Annotated in this window: 12 protein-coding genes; 8 read left to right on the top strand and 4 right to left on the bottom strand. The window is 67.6% G+C overall.

Features of this window, described 5'->3' with window-relative positions; all coding sequences use genetic code 11:
* The first annotated feature begins 46 nt into the window (after positions 1-46).
* From P3H15_RS30540 to asnB, 4 genes are all read left to right on the top strand, one after another.
* Positions 47-721 (top strand): GPP34 family phosphoprotein, encoded by a 675-nt coding sequence (locus tag P3H15_RS30540; RefSeq protein WP_276140642.1) that lies wholly within the window; start codon positions 47-49, stop codon positions 719-721.
* Positions 722-1,258: 537 nt separating this feature from the next.
* Entirely contained in the window at positions 1,259-2,479 is a 1,221-nt protein-coding gene (locus P3H15_RS30545; RefSeq protein ID WP_276140643.1) for an ISL3 family transposase, read from the top strand.
* Between the two features lie 12 nt (positions 2,480-2,491).
* Positions 2,492-3,985, top strand: a complete 1,494-nt coding sequence (locus P3H15_RS30550; protein ID WP_276140644.1) for a DUF222 domain-containing protein — start codon at positions 2,492-2,494, stop codon at positions 3,983-3,985.
* Between the two features lie 173 nt (positions 3,986-4,158).
* Positions 4,159-6,000, top strand: a complete 1,842-nt coding sequence (gene asnB / locus P3H15_RS30555; RefSeq protein WP_276140645.1) for an asparagine synthase (glutamine-hydrolyzing) — start codon at positions 4,159-4,161, stop codon at positions 5,998-6,000.
* Here asnB and P3H15_RS30560 read toward each other — a convergent pair.
* Entirely contained in the window at positions 5,997-7,490 is a 1,494-nt protein-coding gene (locus P3H15_RS30560) for a carboxyl transferase domain-containing protein (protein ID WP_276140646.1), read from the bottom strand. The genes asnB and P3H15_RS30560 overlap by 4 nt on opposite strands.
* Positions 7,491-7,669: 179 nt before the next feature.
* Here P3H15_RS30560 and P3H15_RS30565 point away from each other — a divergent pair, with 179 nt between their 5' ends.
* From P3H15_RS30565 to P3H15_RS30580, 4 genes are read left to right on the top strand one after another with little or no spacing between them, the layout of a single operon-like run.
* Positions 7,670-8,497, top strand: a complete 828-nt coding sequence (locus tag P3H15_RS30565; RefSeq protein ID WP_276140687.1) for a xanthine dehydrogenase family protein subunit M — start codon at positions 7,670-7,672, stop codon at positions 8,495-8,497.
* Positions 8,494-11,211 (top strand): molybdopterin-dependent oxidoreductase, encoded by a 2,718-nt coding sequence (locus P3H15_RS30570; protein WP_276140647.1) that lies wholly within the window; start codon positions 8,494-8,496, stop codon positions 11,209-11,211. The genes P3H15_RS30565 and P3H15_RS30570 overlap by 4 nt, the downstream gene beginning before the upstream one ends.
* A 17-nt stretch (positions 11,212-11,228) precedes the next feature.
* A complete protein-coding gene (locus tag P3H15_RS30575) occupies positions 11,229-12,215 on the top strand; it encodes an antibiotic biosynthesis monooxygenase (RefSeq protein ID WP_276140648.1) in 987 nt (328 codons plus the stop codon).
* A gap of 22 nt (positions 12,216-12,237) precedes the next feature.
* Positions 12,238-12,705, top strand: a complete 468-nt coding sequence (locus tag P3H15_RS30580; protein WP_276140649.1) for an SRPBCC family protein — start codon at positions 12,238-12,240, stop codon at positions 12,703-12,705.
* Positions 12,706-12,714: 9 nt separating this feature from the next.
* Here P3H15_RS30580 and P3H15_RS30585 read toward each other — a convergent pair whose 3' ends face one another.
* From P3H15_RS30585 to P3H15_RS30595, 3 genes are all read right to left on the bottom strand, one after another.
* Positions 12,715-15,894 carry a multicopper oxidase family protein gene (locus P3H15_RS30585; RefSeq protein ID WP_276140688.1) on the bottom strand — a complete coding sequence of 1,060 codons (3,180 nt, stop codon included), beginning with the start codon at positions 15,892-15,894 and terminating at the stop codon, positions 12,715-12,717.
* An 89-nt stretch (positions 15,895-15,983) separates the two neighbouring features.
* Positions 15,984-17,177 (bottom strand): ABC transporter permease, encoded by a 1,194-nt coding sequence (locus P3H15_RS30590; RefSeq protein WP_276140650.1) that lies wholly within the window; start codon positions 17,175-17,177, stop codon positions 15,984-15,986.
* Positions 17,174-18,070 carry an ABC transporter ATP-binding protein gene (locus P3H15_RS30595; RefSeq protein ID WP_276140651.1) on the bottom strand — a complete coding sequence of 299 codons (897 nt, stop codon included), beginning with the start codon at positions 18,068-18,070 and terminating at the stop codon, positions 17,174-17,176. The genes P3H15_RS30590 and P3H15_RS30595 overlap by 4 nt, the downstream gene beginning before the upstream one ends.
* Positions 18,071-18,082: the final 12 nt, after the last annotated feature.

An 18,082-nucleotide genomic window follows, 5' to 3' on the forward strand; every position in this document is an offset into this window, starting at 1 on the left:
TGAACGGACACCGGACTTCGCGTCGCCGTCCTCCTATCGTGGAAGCATGACGCTGCTCGCCGAAGACCTGCTGTTGCTGCTGCTCGACGACGCTTCGGGCAAGCCCGTCGTCGACGGGACGAGGTTGCCGCGCGTCCTCGCAGGCGCCGTTCTCCTGGAACTGGCCCTCGGCGACGTCGTCACGCCCGCCGAACCCGGTGAGGACGTCAGGAAGGGGCGCCTCGTCGTCCGGGACGGCGCGTGGCCGCAGGATCCGCTGCTCGCGCGGGCAGTCGATCTCATCGGTAGGTCGAAGCCGCTGAAACCGGAAGCAGCGATCGAGAAGCTCACCAAGAATCTGCGCAAAGAACTCGCCGAGCGCATCGTCGCCGCGGGATGGGTCCGCGAGGAGAAAGGCAAGGTGCTCGGCATCTTCCCCACCACGCGGTGGCCCGAGGTCGACGGCAGCCACGAACGCGCGGTGCGGAACGAACTGGGGGCCGCGCTCCTCGACGGGGTCACGCCCACTCCGCGCACCGCTGCACTGGTCTCGCTCCTCTCCGCCGTCGACGCCGCCCCGAAGCTGTTCCCGGACGCCGACCGTCGCGCTGTGAAGAAGCGGGCGAAGGACATCGCCGAAGGCGACTGGGCAGGCAAGGCCGTGCGCGCATCCGTCGACGCCGTCAACGCCGCCATCATCGTCGCCGCCACCGTCCCCGCCATCGTGGCAGGGAGTGGATAGGGGGCCGCCGACCGGGCAACTTCGGGCGTGGTGATTCAGACGAATTCAGCTGTGGTGTAACCAGTCTTACTTGAACGGTGTGATCGACGAACTTCTCGCGGATGCCGGTGACGGTATCGGTGGGATGCCGTGTGCTGCGCAGTGCTCGATGCCGTGCTGTCGGGCGCCCGTGGTGGAGGCAAGTCATCATGGAATATCAAGCTGTTCAACATCCTTGGAAGCATGCGTGTTGCGTTGGGGCTCAGCTGGGTGGGGAAACCGACCGTCCGAGCAATGAGGCCCGTGCCGGCGACCCCTGTCATGTGAGTGTGTTTCGTGTGCTTTGTATTGAGTCTTGTGCCGTTTGTCGCGCTCCGATACGATAGAACGTATGTGGCGCTCCTGAGGTTTGTGTGGGCGTCATTTCTGCTGTTCAGGGTGGGTTGTGTTGTTGGACGCAGTGGTCGGCGAGTTGCCGGTGAAATGAGGGACGCGCACGTGTTGGGTCTCTAGATTTCGGGGTTCCTACACCAACCTCAACCCGGAGGACCGCTACACGTGCGCGTCAGTACTGCATTTAACCGTCTGCTTCAAATCCCCGGTGCATCGGTGTCGGATGTGTCGATCACAGACGACTCCGTCGAGGTCACCGTCAGGCTCGCAGCACGCCGTGTGAAGTGCCCATGCGGCTACACGAGCGCCGCTGCCTACGACCACGCGCCGCGGCGCTGGCGCCATCTCGACTTCGGCCGCCACAAGGTGTGGTTGAAGTATCCGATCCGACGGATCGAGTGCCCGACCTGCGGCGTCCGGACCGAGGACATTCCGTGGGCGCGTCCGACAGCACGGCATACACGCGACTTCGAGGACATGGTGCTGTGGTTGGTCACCCGCACCGATCGGACCTCGGTGTCGACCTTGATGCGCTGTGCATGGCGGACGGTCACCTCCATCGTCACGCGGGCAGTCGATGCGTTGATCGACTCGCGCAGGCTCGAGAATTTGTATCGAATCGGAGTCCACGAAATCTGCTACCGGCATCCGCACAAGTACCTCACCATCGTCGGCGATCACGACACCGGCAAGGTCGTCTACATCACCGAGGGCCGAGGCCGAGACTCGTTTTCGGAGTTCTTCGAGCAACAGTCGGCGAAGGAGCGCGACAAGGTGCAGGTGGTGTCGATGGACGGCTCTCCCGCCTTCCGTGCCGCCGCCGAGGATCACGTCCCGCAGGCTCGTCAGTGTATGGACCCCTTTCATGTGATGCAGTGGGTGAACCGAGCATTGGATCGTGTGTTCTCCGACGCGGCGTCTGTTCGCCGGACCTTGTCGATGCAAGCCCCGGAATGGCGTAAAGCTCGAACAGTGTTGCGGCTCGGTAAGAATCGGCTCACCAAGAAACACAAGTCGTTGCTGCGGACGGTGACCGCAGCCGATACCGAGGTCGGGACAGCGTGGCGTCTGAAGGAGCAGTTCCGCGATCTCTACCGCAAGATCGCGCCCCAGAACGCTGCACGGTATCTACGGCGGTGGATCGAAGAAGCGCAGTCCTGCGGGATCAATGCGTTCGTACAACTGGCGCGCATGATCGACAAGAAATCCGAGCAAATCTGTGCAGCGATCGAGTTGGGGATATCCAATGCCCTTATCGAGGGGATCAACTCGAAGATCAGGCTGATCAATGCCCGCGGTTACGGTCATCATTCAGCAAAATCACTCAAGGCGATGATCTATCTCAATCTCGGCGGAATCGAGGTAAAACTGCCCACACAAACGTAAGGAGGGGCACGTATGTTCGATACGGGGGTATTGGATCAGGGGGTTCGCGAGACCGTCTGTTGTCTCGCCGACGCGGAATCCGACGTGGGTCTGGTCGAGTTGATGACCGACCTGCATCGCAGTGAAGCGGTGGTGGCCGAACGAAAGCTTGCGGTGATCGCAGAGTTGTTCGTGCGCCGCACTGCCGAGATCGAGTCCGACGGGGCGTGGACGTCGACCGCGCACGAAGTGGTCGAGGCCGAGATCGGTGCCGCACTCACCATGGGGCGAGCGGCGGCGGGCCGGCTGATCGGTTTGGGTATGTCGCTGCGCACCCGGCTGCACACCACGCGGGAGGCCATGGCGCGCGGTGATCTCGACCTGTACCGGGTGCGCTTGATCGAGGACGCGACTGCAAACGTCACCGACGACCGGATCGGTGAGGTCGAACATCAACTCCTCGAACAGGTTCTGGCCCCACCACGGTCCGGTGGAACCGGGTTGACCGGCCGCAGGCTGACCACCGCTGCCAACCGCATCATCGCGAAGCTCGATCCAGCGGGGGTGCGGGCCAAGCGGGAGAAGGCGCAGGCGGACAGGTTTGTCGGAGTGAGTGCCGCAGAGGACGGTATGTGCCGAATTCTCGGATCCGTTCCCGCGGCACAGGGCCGGGCATTCGACGCACGGTTGCGCGAACTGGCGAACACAGTGTGCCCGCAAGATCTTCGAACCTACGAACAGCGACGGGCCGACGGACTGTCCGCCCTCGTCGACGGGTCCGGGTTCGTGCCGTGTGAATGTGGGCGGGTCGATTGCGGCCAGGACTCGCGCATCGCGACCACCGCGCGCAAGCCCCTCGTGCACCTCATCATGCTCGACTCCACGCTCGGCGGCAGTGACGAACCGGCCTACCTCGACGGCTACGGAATCGTCGACGCGGCGCACGCACGCGACATCGCCGTCGACGCGAACGTCGAACCGGTGCGGGCGCCGAACTCTGAAACTCCGACCACCTACCGTCCCGGCACCGTGCTCGACACGTGGATGCGGGTGCTGGCCGGCGCGTGCGAATGGTTGCACTGCGACGTCGCGGCCTGGAACACGGACCTCGATCATCATCGGCCTTTCGACCATTCCGATCCCGCCGCCGGAGGTCCGACGGTGGTGGGGAACATCACCGCCTACTGCCGAAACCATCACCGGCTCAAACATTCCGGTCACTGGCAGGTGGACGTCGACGGTGGGATCGAGTTGGTCGCGCCCACCGGTCACCGATACCGTCCGCGGTCGTCGGGGCTCTTGGGTGTCGGGCGAGACGTCGCGGCTGGGTGCGACCACACCGCCGGGAGTGATCACGCTGCCGACCCCGCAACCCGCCGCCGCACCCGTGCGCAGAACACCGCGGCACGGATCCGGGCCGAGCGCCGCCGACGACAGGCACACCTGGACGCGGCGCGGCGCCGGCGTGGGACACCGAGCGTGTCGGAACCCCGGAACCAAACGCCCGACGAACCCGCACCGTTCTGACCGGCGGTGATTGCGGGCTCACCGCCTGTGCGCCGAAAAGGGTTACCGTGGAATATAGGTGGTTAGCAAGAGTAAAGAACTGTCAATGCGATTGCTACGGTTCGGACTAGGTTCGCCGCCTCGCAACTGACCATGCGCCGAAGGAAGAGCGCCAGCGACAGCCGGAGGAACACATGTGCGGAATCACCGGATGGATCTCGTTCGACCGCGATCTACGCGTCGAACAGTCCACCGTGGATGCCATGGCCGAGACGATGAACTGCCGGGGGCCGGACGATCGCGGTACGTGGGTCGTCGAACATGCGGCGCTCGGGCATCGACGGCTCGCGATCATCGACCTGCCGGGCGGGCATCAGCCGATGAGTGCGGACACCCCCGGCGGGACGGTGGCGATGGTCTACTCCGGGGAGGTGTACAACTTCGGTGAACTGCGCGAGGAACTGTACGGGCGCGGTCACCGGTTCGCCACGAACTCCGACACCGAGGTGGTGCTCCACGGATATCTGGAGTGGGGAGAGGCCGTCGCGGAGCGACTCAACGGCATGTACGCGTTCGCCGTCTGGGATTCGCGGACCGACACCCTGGTGATGATCCGCGACCGCATGGGCATCAAGCCGTTCTACTACTACGAGACCCCCGACGGTGTGCTGTTCGGTTCGGAACCCAAAGCGATCCTTGCCAATCCGATCGCCGAGCCGACCGTCACGATGGACGGGATCCGTGAGCTGTTCGCGTTCGTGAAGACGCCGGGCCACGCCGTGTGGGAGGGCATGCGTGAGGTGGAGCCCGGCACGGTGGTCACCGTCTCGCCCGCGGGACTGCGGACGCACCGGTACTGGACCCTGCAGACCCGCCCGCACACCGACGACCGGGACACGTCCGTCGCGCACGTCCGCGAACTCCTCGACGACATCGTGCGCAGGCAACTGGTCGCCGACGTGCCGCGCTGCACTCTGCTGTCCGGTGGGCTCGACTCCTCGGCGATGACGGGCATCGCCGCCGGGCAGCTCGCCGAGGTGGGGGAGAAGGTCCGCACGTTCGCCGTCGACTTCGTCGGGCAGACCGAACATTTCGTCGCGGACGACCTGCGGGGCACCCCGGACACTCCGTACGTGCACGACGTGGCCCGCAGGTCCGGGACCGCCCACCAGGACATCGTGCTCGACTCCGACGACCTCGCCGATCCCGCGGTGCGCGCGAAGGTCATCCGGGCACGCGACATTCCGATGGGCCTCGGCGACATGGACGCGTCGCTGTATCTGCTGTTCAAGGCGATCCGTCAGCACTCCACCGTGGCACTGTCCGGTGAGTCGGCCGACGAGGTGTTCGGCGGCTACAAGCAGTTCTTCGACCCGAAGGCGCAACAGGCGAACACCTTCCCGTGGCTCGTGCAGTTCGCCGAGCACTTCGGCGACGAGAGCAACATCTTCACCCCGGACGTGACGGCGGGGCTGCACATGGACGACTACGTGCAGGATTCGTACGACGCGGCGATATCCGGGATCGACCGGCTGGACGGCGAATCCGACTTCGAATGGCGGATGCGCAAGATCTGCTACCTGCATCTGACGCGGTTCGTCCGGGTCCTCCTCGACCGCAAGGACCGCGCGAGCATGGCCGTCGGACTCGAGGTGCGGGTGCCGTTCTGCGATCACCGCCTGGTCGAGTACGTGTACAACACGCCGTGGTCGCTGAAGACGTTCGACGGCAAGGAGAAGTCGCTGCTGCGGGCCGCGACCAGGGATGTGCTGCCGCAGTCGGTGATCGACCGGGTGAAGTCGCCGTACCCGTCCACCCAGGACCCGAAGTACGCGGTGGCGTTGCAGCAGCACGGCAAAGACCTGCTCGGCGACCCCTCGCACCCGGTGTTCGGGCTGGTCAGTGCGGACTGGCTGTCGCGGGCGGTGTCCGTCGACACCCCGCAGATCACTCAGGTGTCGCGTCGCGGACTCGAGCGCACCCTCGACCTCGCGTTGTGGATGGACATGTACAAGCCGACCATCAAACTGTCTTAGCCGAGGCCGAGGTTCCGGTAGCGGGTGAGCCGGGCCGCGAAGCGCTCGCTCTCCGGAACCCCGGTCAGGGCGCGGAGTTCCCGGGAGATGGTCTCGCCGACCCGTTTGGAGAAGTCGACGGCCTCGTCGGCGGCGTCCGGATGCTCGGGAATGATGGCGTCGATGACGCCGTTCCGCAGCAGGTCGAGGGAACGGATGCCCTGGGCGGCCGCCATCTCGGGTGCGTGGGTGGTGTCGCGGTGCACGATGGCGCTGGCACCTTCCGGAGGCAGCGGGGCCAGCCACCCGTTCTGCGCGGCGAGCACACGGTCGGCGGGCAGGAACGCCAGCGCCCCGCCGCCCGTGCCCTGACCGAGCAGAACGGACACGGTCGGCGTCTTCAACGTCACGAGGTCGGAGATGCAGCGTGCGATCTCGGGAGCCAGTCCACGCTCCTCCGCTTCCTGCGACAACGCCGCACCGAGGGTGTCGATCACCAGGACGAGGGGGATCTGCAACTCCTCCGCCAACCGCATGCCGCGGCGTGCCTCGCGGAGGGCGGCGGGCCCCATCGTGTTCAGCGCCGACTGGCCGGCGCGGTCCTGGCCCAGCAGCACGCACGGCGCGCCGCGGAAACGGGCCAGCGACAACAGCACCGTCCCCTCGGTCTCGCCCTGACCGGTGCCGCTGAGGGGCACCTGCTCGGTGGCCGCGTGCCGTAGCAGGTGGCGGATGCCGGGCCGGTCGGCGCGCCGCGACAGCATCACCGACTGCCACGCGGGAACGTCGGGGATGTCGACGTCCGGTACCGGTTCGGTGGCGGCGGGTGGCGTCGGCGGATCGATCAGCACCCGCAACGCCCGGTGCACGAGCCTGCGCAGGCGGGTCGCGGGGACGACGCCGTCGATGACGCCCTTGCGGTACAGGTTCTCGGACGTCTGCACGCCTTCGGGGAACTTCTCGCCGTACAGCGCCTCGTAGACGCGGGGCCCGAGGAACCCGACGAGCGCACCGGGTTCGGCCACCGTGATGTGCCCGAGGGAACCCCAGGACGCGAACACGCCGCCGGTGGTCGGGTTCCGCAGATACACGAGATAGGGGAGGTGGGCGGCCTTGTGGGTGGCGACGGCCGCCGCGATCTTCACCATCTGCACGAAGGCGACGGTGCCCTCCTGCATGCGGGTGCCGCCCGACGTCGGGGAGGCGAGCAGGGGGAGGCCCTCGCGGGTGGCGCGTTCGATGGCGGAGACGATCCGCTCGGCGGCGGCCACGCCGATCGAACCGGCCAGGAACGCGAACTCGCACGCGATGACGGCGACCGGGCGACCGCGGACGGTGCCGACGCCGGTGATCACCGATTCGTCGACTCCCGACTTCTCGGCGGCCTTCTGCAGGTCTGCCTGGTACTTCTCGTTCGGCCGCGCGTCGACGGGCGTGGTGTCCCAGGAGACGAAGCTGCCTGCGTCCAGTACCAACTCGAGCACGTCGTGGGCGGAGATCTTGGCGGCCATGGACCTGAGCGTAACGGTCGGGATCGGGCGGTAGATGTCTGCTACGACGGGTGACGGTCGCAAGCGCGGGTGGAACAAGGCAAAAAACGCCGGTACGGCTGTCGCGGTGTCTAGAGTCAGGTGAGTTGACGCAGGCCGGGTACGAGAACGACGACACATTCCCCGAGTGGAGCAGTCATATGGACCTCAACACCATCACCGATGTCGTGCGGCGCCCACCCGACCGGCCGGGTGCGCAGTGGCGGGACGGCGACGCGTGGCTGGCCGGGGGAACGTGGTTGTTCTCCGAGCCACAACCCGGCCTGAGCAGGCTCGTCGATCTGACGGCGCTCGGCTGGGATTCGCTGGTGCCGAGTGATGCGGGTCTGGAGATCGGGGCGACGTGCACGGTGCGTGAACTGTATGCCTTTGCGCCGCCGGGCGACTGGCTCGCCGGCTCGCTGTTCGCAACGAGTTGTGAGGCGTTCCTGGCGTCGTTCAAGGTCTGGAATTCGGCGACGGTGGGCGGCAACATCTGCATGTCGCTGCCCGCGGGCCCGATGATCACGATGGCCGTCGCACTCGAGGCGACGTACACGCTGTGGGCGGCCGACGGGTCCGAGCGCACCGTGGACGCCGCCGACTTCGTCACGGGCAACCACGAGAACGTCCTCGCGCCGGGTGAGATCCTGCGGCGCATCGACATCCCGGTCGCCGCCCTGCGCAGGCGTCACGCGCACCGCCGCTTCACGCTGACGCACCTGGGCCGGTCGACACTGTTCATGATCGGCACTCGGTCGCCCGATGCCGACGACCTGCTGCTCACGATCACGGCGGGCACCACGCGTCCGATCCGGTTCGCGTTCGACGCCGTGCCCGACACCGAGGCGCTGCAGCAGAGCATCGACGCGTTGCCCGAGGACGTGTGGTTCGACGACCCCAACGGCACCCCCGACCACCGTCGTCACCTCGCGAAGCATTACGCCGAGGAGATCCGGACCGAACTCGCGGCAGGAGGTCGGCGATGACGTACACCGTCAACGGCAGGACGTTCGACGAGGAGCCGCACCCCGGACAGTGCCTGCGGACGTTCGTGCGTTCGCTCGGTCATCACGGCGTCAAGAAGGGTTGCGACGCAGGCGATTGCGGGGCGTGCACGGTGTGGCTCGACGGCGATCCGGTGCACAGTTGCATCACACCCGCGTTCCGGGCCGAGGGACGGGAGGTGACCACGATCGAGGGCCTCGGTTCGCCGGACGACCTGCATCCGCTGCAGCGGCAGTTCCGGGACGCCCCCGGGTTCCAGTGCGGATTCTGCACCGCGGGGATGATCATGACCTCGGCGACGTTCACCGACGCGCAGAAAGCGGACCTGCCTCGCGCGCTGAAGGGCAATCTGTGCCGCTGCACCGGCTATCGCGCGATCGAGGACGCGGTGAACGGTGTCGCCGCGATCGAGGTCGCCGAACCGGGCCGGGCCGTCGGCGCCAGCGTCGGGGCGCCCGCGGCCACCGACGTCGTCACGGGCCGTGCCCGATTCACGATGGACACCGAGATCGAGGGCCTGCTGCACATGAAGGTGCTGCATTCGCCGCACGCCCATGCCCGCATCGTCTCGATCGACACGACGGCGGCGCTCGCCGTCCCCGGAGTGCATCGCGTGTACACGTGGAAGGACGTGCCCCGGAAGCTGTACACGACCGCGATCCACACCGATCACCTCGTCGACCCCGACGACACGTACATCCTCGACGACACGGTCCGCTTCGCCGGGCAGCGGGTGGTCGCGGTGGTGGCGGACACGGTCGGCGCCGCGGAGGAGGGCTGCCGCAGAGTGGTCGTCGAGTACGACGTGCTGCCCGCGGTGTTCGACCCGGAGGAGGCGATGGCCGACGGTGCACCGCAATTGCACGGTTCGGACGACCCGTTCGTCCAGGACCCCGTGCGCAACATCCTGCTCGAGCTGCACGGTGAGGTGGGGGACATCGAGGCCGGGTTCGCCGAGGCCGACGTGATCCACGAGGGCACGTACTTCACGCCGCGGGTCCAGCACGCGCATCTCGAGACGCACGGGTCGATCGCCTGGATGAAGGACGGCCGCCTGCACGTGCGCACGAGTTCGCAGTCGCCGTCGATCGCGAAGGTCAAGCTGGCTCACCTGTTCGACCTGCGTCCCGACCAGCTGCGGGTGTTCTGCGAGCGGGTCGGTGGCGCGTTCGGCGGCAAGCAGGAGGTGATCACGGAGGATCTGGTTGCGCTCGCCACCCTCGACACGGGCCGGCCGGTCTCCCTCGAGTTCACCCGGGAAGAAGAGTTCACGACGGCGTCGCCGCGGCACCCGATGAAGCTGACGGTCAAGCTCGGCGCCCGGTCCGACGGCACGCTCACGGCGTTCCAGGTGCGCAACGTGTCGAACACGGGCGCGTACGGCAACCACGGGGGCGAGACGTTGTTCGCCGCCGGGGCAGCGATCTCGACGTACCGGTGCCTCAACAAGAAGTTCGACGCGTACTCCGTCTACACGAACACCGTGCCCAGCGGGGCGCTGCGCGGGTACGGCATGACGCAGCCCGCGTTCGCGGTCGAGTCCGCCATCACTGAACTGGCGGTCGCGCTCGGCATCGACCCCGTCGAGTTGCGGCGCCGCAACATCGTCCGCCCCGGCGACTCACTCGTGGCGATCGAGGACGGACCCGACGACGTCGTGTTCGGGGAGGACGGGCTCGGCAAGTGCCTCGACCTCGTGGATGCCGCACTAAGGCGGACCGGGAACGGGCAGGTGCCGGGCGAGGAGTGGCTCGTCGGCGTGGGCACCGCGTGTGGCCTTCACGAGACCGCGCCCCCGACCGAGCACATCTCCGAGGCGTGGGCGACGCTCGGCGAAGACGGCGTGTACGAACTCGCCGTCGGCACCGTCGAATTCGGTGAGGGGACGTCGACGGCGCACGTGCAGATCGCGGCCACCCAGCTCGGCACCACGCCGGCGCGGGTGCGTCTCGTGCAGTCCGACACCGACCGCACGGGTTTCGACACGGGCGCGTTCGCCAGTGCGGGCCTCTTCGTCGCGGGTAACGCCGTGTCGCAGGCGTCGGAGGCGCTGCGCACCCGCATCCTGGCGTTCGCCGCCGCGCACACCGGGGTCGACGTCGCGTCCTGCTCGATGGACGACGACGCGGTGCTCTGCGACGGCACACGGGTGCCGTTGACCGAACTCCTCGACGCCGCCCGCCCGCGCGGCATCCGGTTCACGGAGGCGCGCAAGGCGTACGGGTCGCCGCGCAGCGTCGTCACCAACGCCCACGGTTTTCGCATCGCCGTCCATCGGGTGACGGGCGGGATCCGCATTCTCGACAGCGTCCAGGCCACGGACGCCGGGGTCGTCATCAACCCGGTGCAGGTGCGCGGCCAGATCGAGGGCGGCGTCGCCCAGGGCATCGGATTCGTGCTGACCGAGAACTTCCACGTCGACGACAACGGTGTGATGACCAACCCGAACCTGCGCAACTACCGCATCCCCACCTTCGCCGACATTCCCCGGACCGAAGTGCTGCTGGTCAATTCTTCGGACTCCGTCGGGCCGATGCGCGCGAAGGGAATGGCGGAGTGCTGCATCAACCCGGTGGCGCCTGCACTGGCCAACGCGCTGGAAGACGCGACGGGCGTCCGCTTCCGCGAGTTGCCGCTCACCCCCGAACGCATCTACAGCCGCATCGGCGAGAACCGATCGGTTCCGACGACCTGAGCCGTGAGGAGAGGGCGATGGACACCGAGAAGCCCACCGAGAAAGTCGCAGGCAACGCCGCGACGGTCATCATCGGCCAGAAAGTGCGTGCCGGTTCGGAGGAGGCCTTCGAGGCCTGGCAGCGGGACATGAACGCGGCCGCGTCCCGCTACCCCGGATTTCTGGGCGCCGAGATCTCCGCACCCACCGCCGTGCAACCCGACTGGGTGGTGGTCTACCGCTTCGATTCCGTCGCCCACGTGCAGGCGTGGATCAACAGCGCCACCCGGCAGGACCGGCTGGACGCGGGGCAGCCGTACTTCGACGGCCCCGCCACCCAGCAGGTCATCACCGGCGGCGGCGTGCGGGAGGCGGATCCGCTCGTGACGGTCGTCGTGACGCACCGTGTCCGCCCGGAACACGTCGACGACTTCCTCGCCTGGCAGGACCGACTGCGCCTGGAGGAGAGCAGGTTCGACGGCTTCCGCGGGAGCGAACTGTTCCGCCCCGTCGAAGGTGTCCAGGACGAGTGGACCGCGCTGTACCGCTACGACAACGCGGCCGACCTCGACACGTGGCTCACCTCGGCGACGCGTCGGGAGCTGCTCGCCGAGGGGGAGAAGTTCCACGACTTCGAATTGCGCACCATCGACAACTCGTTCGGCAGCTGGTTCGCGTTCGACGAGAACGGCCACGAGGCGCCGCCGCCGTCGGAGACCAAGACGTCGATCGCGGTGTGGGTCGGCCTCTATCCCACGGTCGTGATCCTCACCCTCGCGCTGTCGCCGCTGAAGATGCCGCTGTGGCTCGGCCTGCTCGTCGGAAACCTGCTGTCCAGCTTCATCATGAGCTTCGTGACGATGCCGTACTACGTGAACCGGATACTGGGGCACTGGCTGCGGCCGGCCCCGGGCGTCCCCGAAGCGAGGACGAACCGTCGAGGGCTCGCCGTCGTCGCCGGGGCTATGGTGTTCTGGGTCGTCGTCTTCTATCTGGTGACCACCCAGTTCTGGACCCTGCCCTGACACCGAGAGAAACGGGTGCCACATGTCAGCCTCGGAAATCCGAGTGAGCCGAACGATCGACGCGCCCGCGAGCGCGGTCTGGAATGTTCTCACCGACCTGGACAACGCGGAGTCGGTTCTGAGCGGTGTGGAGAAGCTCGAGCGGCTGGACTCGACGAAATACGAGGTCGGCACGCGGTGGCGCGAGACCCGGGTGCTGTTCGGCAAGTCGTCGTCCGAGGAGATGTGGGTCGAGGAGATCGACCCGGAGAAGCGCACCGTGGTGAAGGCGTCGTCCCGCGGCGCCGACTACACGACGGTGTTCACCCTGACGCCTGCCGGCGAGGGCACCACCCTGACGTTTCACTTCTCGGCGGAAGCAACCGGCATGGGTGCCTTTTCGCGATTCCTGATGAAGGTGTTCGGGTCCTTCGCGCTGAAGGCCACCACCAAGATGATCCGTCGGGACCTCGACGACATCGCGGCCGCCGCCGAGAAGCGGACCGCCTGACACCGACACCTACCGGCCGCCGAGCGGCACGGACCCTTGCGTCGCGGGGAGCGCAGGCAGCGTGCCCAGGGGCAGCGGCACCAGCGTCGTGGCCTGCGGGTCGGGGCGGCCCAGCCCGAACTTGCGCACCTCGGCCCCGCCCGGCCCGGCGCCGCTGACGAGCAGGTCGGCGCCCGTGGTGGTGCTGGTCGTGGCGACCTGCACGCCGGTGCCGGGGGTGCCGCCGGCGAACGGTGCGAACGACGCGATCTGGGTGAACACGACGTCGCCGGAGTGGTGGTTCGGGCTCTCCAGATACATGCCCGGCTCACCGTCGAGGCGTGACCCGCTCGACCACACCCGGACGGTGCCGTCGCCGCCCAGCATGCCGGTGACGATGCTCTTCGCTCCGCCCTCGGCGCCGGCCACCCACCCCGTCGAGAGGGAGACACCGCCGAGGTAGTTCTCGTCGAACGCCAGGAACTCCGACGTCGTCCTCGGTCCGCCGGTGTGGCCGGCGTGCTCGTCCGCGGTGCCGTCGGCCTGCGCCGCGGCGGTGGGCTCGAACAGGTCGTACCGGAACGTCTTCACGCGAGGCGCTTCCCCCGGCCCCGGGGCGGTGACGATGCTTGCCCGGCCCGAGGCGGTGTCGACAAGGCCGGTGGCGACGGTGACCCCGGACTGCGAACCGGGGTAGGGGGTGAACGTCGAGAAGGTCCCGGGTGCCGCGCCCTTCTCTGTCGTCAGGGTGGACGAGAACACCTTCACCTGCGTCTCGGTGCCGGGACCGGTGCCGACGATGATGTTGTCGGCCAGCGCGTTTCCGTCGATGTCCGCGCCCGCGACGTTCACGCCCCCGCGGAAGCCGGTGTCGAACGGGGCGAACCGGGTCAGCTCGGCGGTGAACGGGCCGGAGCCGACATCGTTGCCGTCGTACGCGACGACCTCCGGCGCGACGCCCGCACCGGTCCCGGCGACGAGGTCGAGAATCATGTCGCCGTTGACGTCGGCCATCGCGACCGTCGGGGCGCCCTCGAACGCCGGGAACGGGGTGACGGCGGCGATCACCTTGTCGCCGTTGCCGTCGTGGACCTGCACGGTGGCGGGGGTGCCCGGCCTTCCCGGGACCGCCACCGCGTACGTCGACACCTGGGGAATCACGTTGACGGTGGCCATCAGCCCGTTGTCCTCGTGGTTGAGGCGGTGACAGTGGATCACGAAAGTGCCGGTGTACTCGGTGAATTTGGTGCGCAGCGTCACCGATGCCGGCACCAGCGGATTCTCGTTCGCGTCTGTGACGGGCGCGGGCACGTTGACGTTGTCCTCACCCCACGGCTGCACCCCGGTCCGGGTGCCTGCGATCGGATCGACGATTTCCATCACCTGGAAGTCGTTGACGTGGATGTGCATCGGATGCTCGTCGTTGTTGAGGTTCGTGATCGTCCATTCCTCGACCGAATTGAGGCGCGGCTGGATCAACGGGATGTTCGGGAACGTGTTGTCGTCGAACTCGTACGTGAACGCCTTCGGGTCGCTGTTGCTGGCCTTCTCGTTGCCGAACCCGCCGGACACCGTGAGGGTGCGCTTCACGTCGGGTGTCATCACCGACGTGTCCACGAACGACGTGTAGGCGTCGAGGTTCTGGCCGGGCTCGAACGGCGTGGTCCGGCCTTCGCCGCTGTCGGGAGTGACGTGGACCAGAGTCTGGGTGGGGAAGGTGAAGAAGCCGTCCGCGTAGCTGATGACGGACGGGTCGACGGTCACGGTGCCCAGTTCGGCCGGCGGGTTGCCGGTGCCGTTGTTCGTGTAGAGCACGCCGGGATTGGTGACGGGTTTCGCGCCGTCCAGCGGCGGCATGTCGAGCACCAGATCGCCGGTGTCCGGCATCGTCACGGCGATCGCGTACCGCGACCCCGGCGGGATGACGAGCCGGGTTCCGTCACCGCCGACCGGCCGCTGCACCTGAGTGAAGGGGTTGCCGTCCTGGCCGACGATCGAGAACTGGGGATGCTTGCCCGTCGCGGTCTCGGTGAGCCGGAGCGGCATGTACGCGAAGTCGCTGATGTTGGCCAGCACCCAGATCTCCGTCTGGCCCGGCTTCAGCTTCAGCTCCGGCTGGAACTGCCCGTTGATCGTGTACTGCACGTCGCGCTCGTTGTCGGGTAGCGAGGGATCGGCGGGCACGTTCGTGGACTCGCTGCGGAAACTCTGCAGATTGCCCGGCACGAACTGGTTCTGACCGCGGTGATTCGCCGGGGACAGCGGACCGGCATACCAGTTGGTGACGTATCGGGCCCCCTCCGTCGTCTTCGAGAAGTTCACGGGCGCCAGGCTGGGCTCGTACGTGCCGTCGGCGAGCTCGGTCCCCTCCGGCGGCTTCAGCGTGCTGACGAACTGCGGCCAGTTCGGGTCGTTCAGCTGGTGGCCGTTGCCTTTACGGTCGAAGACGAAGTTGTACTGCAGCGCCATGTCGCGGATGGGAACGTCGTTCTGCGTCACCAGGGGAAGGTTGCCGTCGGGCCTGCCGATCTCCAGCAGTCCCGCGAGCCCCGCGTACGTCTGCTGCGCGGTCATGGTGTGACGGTGGCTGTGGTACCAGTACATGCCGTTCGGCATGTCCTTCGGCACCGCGTAGTCGTAGACGTTGCCCATCCCGGCGGGGATGTCGAGCAGCACGTTGTCGGCGTTGCCGTGCGGGCTCACGTGCAAACCGTGGGTGTGCAGGTTCAGCGGCGCGGACTCGAGGGCCGGCGGATAGATCGGGACGTCTCCGCCCGCCGGTGTGAACGCGGGGTCGTAGAAGTCCTCGATCGTGAGGTTCCGGAGATCGTTGTCGTAGTGGATGATCAGGCGCTCACCCGGATCGACGCGCAACGTCGGCGCCGGGTAGACGTCGTCACCCGTGGTCGAGCCGTTCGAACTGGTGCCCTGCAGAACCTCGTATCCGAAGACCAGGAAGTGGGACACCGGCTCCGACACGGTGTCGAGGTCGACGGTGCCCTGGTGGGCCGACAGCCGGACCTCGAGCACACCGTTCTCGCTCGACAGCTTGACCGGCTCCTCGTAGGCGACGGGGGAGCCGTCGGGCCCGGCGTTGCCACCGGCAGCAGTGGTCGGCTCGTCGGACGTGCACGCCGTCAGCGCCGACGCCATGGACACGACCACGGCAACGGCGACGGCGGCGATCGGCTTCCTGCGGCGGACGACCATGGTGTTCCCCGTTCCGAAACGGCAGCTGAGCAGCATCGATCGACGAGTCGAAGACTACCCGGGGAACTTGGGCGGGCGCCGGGAATTCGCTACCTCCCAAGCGCCTCCTTCCAGGACACGACCTTGCCGATCCGCAGGATCGAGCGCTGGTAGATCTTCGCGGCCAGCACGCTGAGCGCGGCGGTCACCGCGAGCATCAGGGCGACCGTGACGACGACCTGGACCGGGGACGCCACGCCGGCGGCGATGCGCAGCGGCATCAGGATCGCCGAGAACGGCGGAATCCAGCTGAGCACGTTGCTCAGGGTGCCGTCCGGGTTGCTCACCGACGAGAAGGCGCTGAAGAACATGATGACGATCAGGACCATCAGCGGCGACGCGGTGGCGTTGACGTCCTCCTGCCGCGACACCATCGACCCGGCCGCGGCGTAGAGGACGGCGAAGAACGCGAATCCGAGCACGAACCAGCCGAGGGTTCCGGCCAGCACCCCGAGCGCCGTCCCGGTCACGGTGAGCACGCCCGTCGCGAGTCCGGCCGCGACCCCGGCCACACCGTAGGCGGTCAGCTGGACGAGTCCGACCGCGCCGATGCCGATCACCTTGCCCCACAGCAATTGCAGCGGCCGCAGCGTCGACAGGAGCAGTTCCACGACGCGGCTCGACTTCTCCTCGACCACACCCATCGCCACGTACATGCCGAACATCATGATCTGCATGTACAGCAGGACGACCACGGCGACGGAGAGGGCCACGCGCTGGCCCTTCTCCGGGTCGGGCGGGTCGAGTGCGTCGACGGTGACGACCGCCCCGCCGGTCGCGGCGGCGAGTTCCGCGGGGTCCACACCCTGCGCGGCGAGGGCGCCGGCCTGGGCCTGCTGCATCACGGCCGCGTCGATCACGGTGCGCAGCCCGGCGCTCAGCTCGGATTCGGTGACGGCCGTGACCGATCCACCGGTGCCGGGAATCAGGGCGACGTCGAGGTCGCCGCTGCCCACCTGGTCCCGCGCAGCCTGTTCGCCCGCGGCCGGGACGACGTCGACCGGGGTGCCGGTCGCGTCACCGGTGGCGACGAGAACCGGCGCGAGCGACTGGTCGCCGACGAGTCCGACGGTGGCACGGTCTTCGTCGCCGCCCGAGAACAGCGAGTACGCGACGATGCCGCCCACGATGGCCAGCAGGATGATCACGTTGCTGATGACGAAGCTCTTCTTCGCCACCTGGGTGAGGAATTCGCGGCGGGCGACGAGGCCGATCGCGCGGGCGGGGCTCAGTGGGGCACTCATGCCGTGACCACCTCTCGGAACAGATCGGTCAGAGTGGGCCTGTGCAGCGAGAACTCGTGCACCGGTCCGGTTTTCAGTGCGGTGTGCAGGACCAGCTGATCGTCCACGTGGTCGTCGAGGGACAGCAGCGTGCGGCCGTCGAGGTGACTGATCGTGGTGACCCCGTCGAGGTGATGGGCCCACCCGACCGGCGCCTCCGGGGCGTGGACTTCGAGTCGGGCGTTGCCGGCGCCGCGCAGTTCGTCGACGGTGCCGACGGCACGCATCCGGCCGTGGCTGATGATGCCCACGCGGTGGCACAGGCGCTGGACGAGTTCGAGCTGATGACTCGAGAAGATCACCGGCACTCCGGTGTTCGCCTTCTCCACCAGTACGTCGCTCATGACGTCCACCGCGACGGGGTCGAGCCCGGAGAAGGGTTCGTCGAGAACCAGCACCGCGGGGTCGTGGACGAGCGCGGCGGCCAGCTGAACCCGTTGCTGGTTGCCGAGCGAGAGTGCGTCGACGGTGTCGCCGACACGGTCCGCGATGCCGAGGCGCTCGGTCCAGCGGGCGACGGCGTCCCGCGCCGCGGAGCGGGAGATACCGTGCAACTCGGCGAGGTAGGCGAGTTGCTTGCCCACCTTCATCTTCGGGTACAGCCCGCGTTCCTCCGGCATGTAGCCGATGGTGCGCCGCACGTCCAGGTCGACCGGTTTGCCGCCCAGCCGGACCTCGCCGGAATCGGCGGACAGGACGCCCAGCGCGATGCGCATGGTGGTGGTCTTGCCCGCGCCGTTGCTGCCGACGAAACCGAAGATCTCACCGGGGCGGACCTCGAAGGACAGGTCGTCGAGGGCGACGATGTCGCCGTACCGTTTGGAGATGCCGTCGATCGTGAGGGTGTGAGACATGGGTCCTTCCCG

The sequence above is a fragment of the Rhodococcus sp. T2V genome (assembly GCF_029269925.1).
Classification (GTDB): Bacteria; Actinomycetota; Actinomycetes; order Mycobacteriales; family Mycobacteriaceae; genus Rhodococcus_F; species Rhodococcus_F koreensis.

Coding starts and splice junctions, on each gene's coding strand:
- P3H15_RS30540 (WP_276140642.1), top strand. CDS start 47: ATGACGCTGCTCGCCGAAGACCTGCTGTTGCTGCTGCTCGACGACGCT.
- P3H15_RS30550 (WP_276140644.1), top strand. CDS start 2,492: ATGTTCGATACGGGGGTATTGGATCAGGGGGTTCGCGAGACCGTCTGT.
- asnB (WP_276140645.1), top strand. CDS start 4,159: ATGTGCGGAATCACCGGATGGATCTCGTTCGACCGCGATCTACGCGTC.
- P3H15_RS30560 (WP_276140646.1), bottom strand. CDS start 7,490: ATGGCCGCCAAGATCTCCGCCCACGACGTGCTCGAGTTGGTACTGGAC.
- P3H15_RS30565 (WP_276140687.1), top strand. CDS start 7,670: ATGGACCTCAACACCATCACCGATGTCGTGCGGCGCCCACCCGACCGG.
- P3H15_RS30570 (WP_276140647.1), top strand. CDS start 8,494: ATGACGTACACCGTCAACGGCAGGACGTTCGACGAGGAGCCGCACCCC.
- P3H15_RS30575 (WP_276140648.1), top strand. CDS start 11,229: ATGGACACCGAGAAGCCCACCGAGAAAGTCGCAGGCAACGCCGCGACG.
- P3H15_RS30580 (WP_276140649.1), top strand. CDS start 12,238: ATGTCAGCCTCGGAAATCCGAGTGAGCCGAACGATCGACGCGCCCGCG.
- P3H15_RS30585 (WP_276140688.1), bottom strand. CDS start 15,894: ATGGTCGTCCGCCGCAGGAAGCCGATCGCCGCCGTCGCCGTTGCCGTG.
- P3H15_RS30590 (WP_276140650.1), bottom strand. CDS start 17,177: ATGAGTGCCCCACTGAGCCCCGCCCGCGCGATCGGCCTCGTCGCCCGC.
- P3H15_RS30595 (WP_276140651.1), bottom strand. CDS start 18,070: ATGTCTCACACCCTCACGATCGACGGCATCTCCAAACGGTACGGCGAC.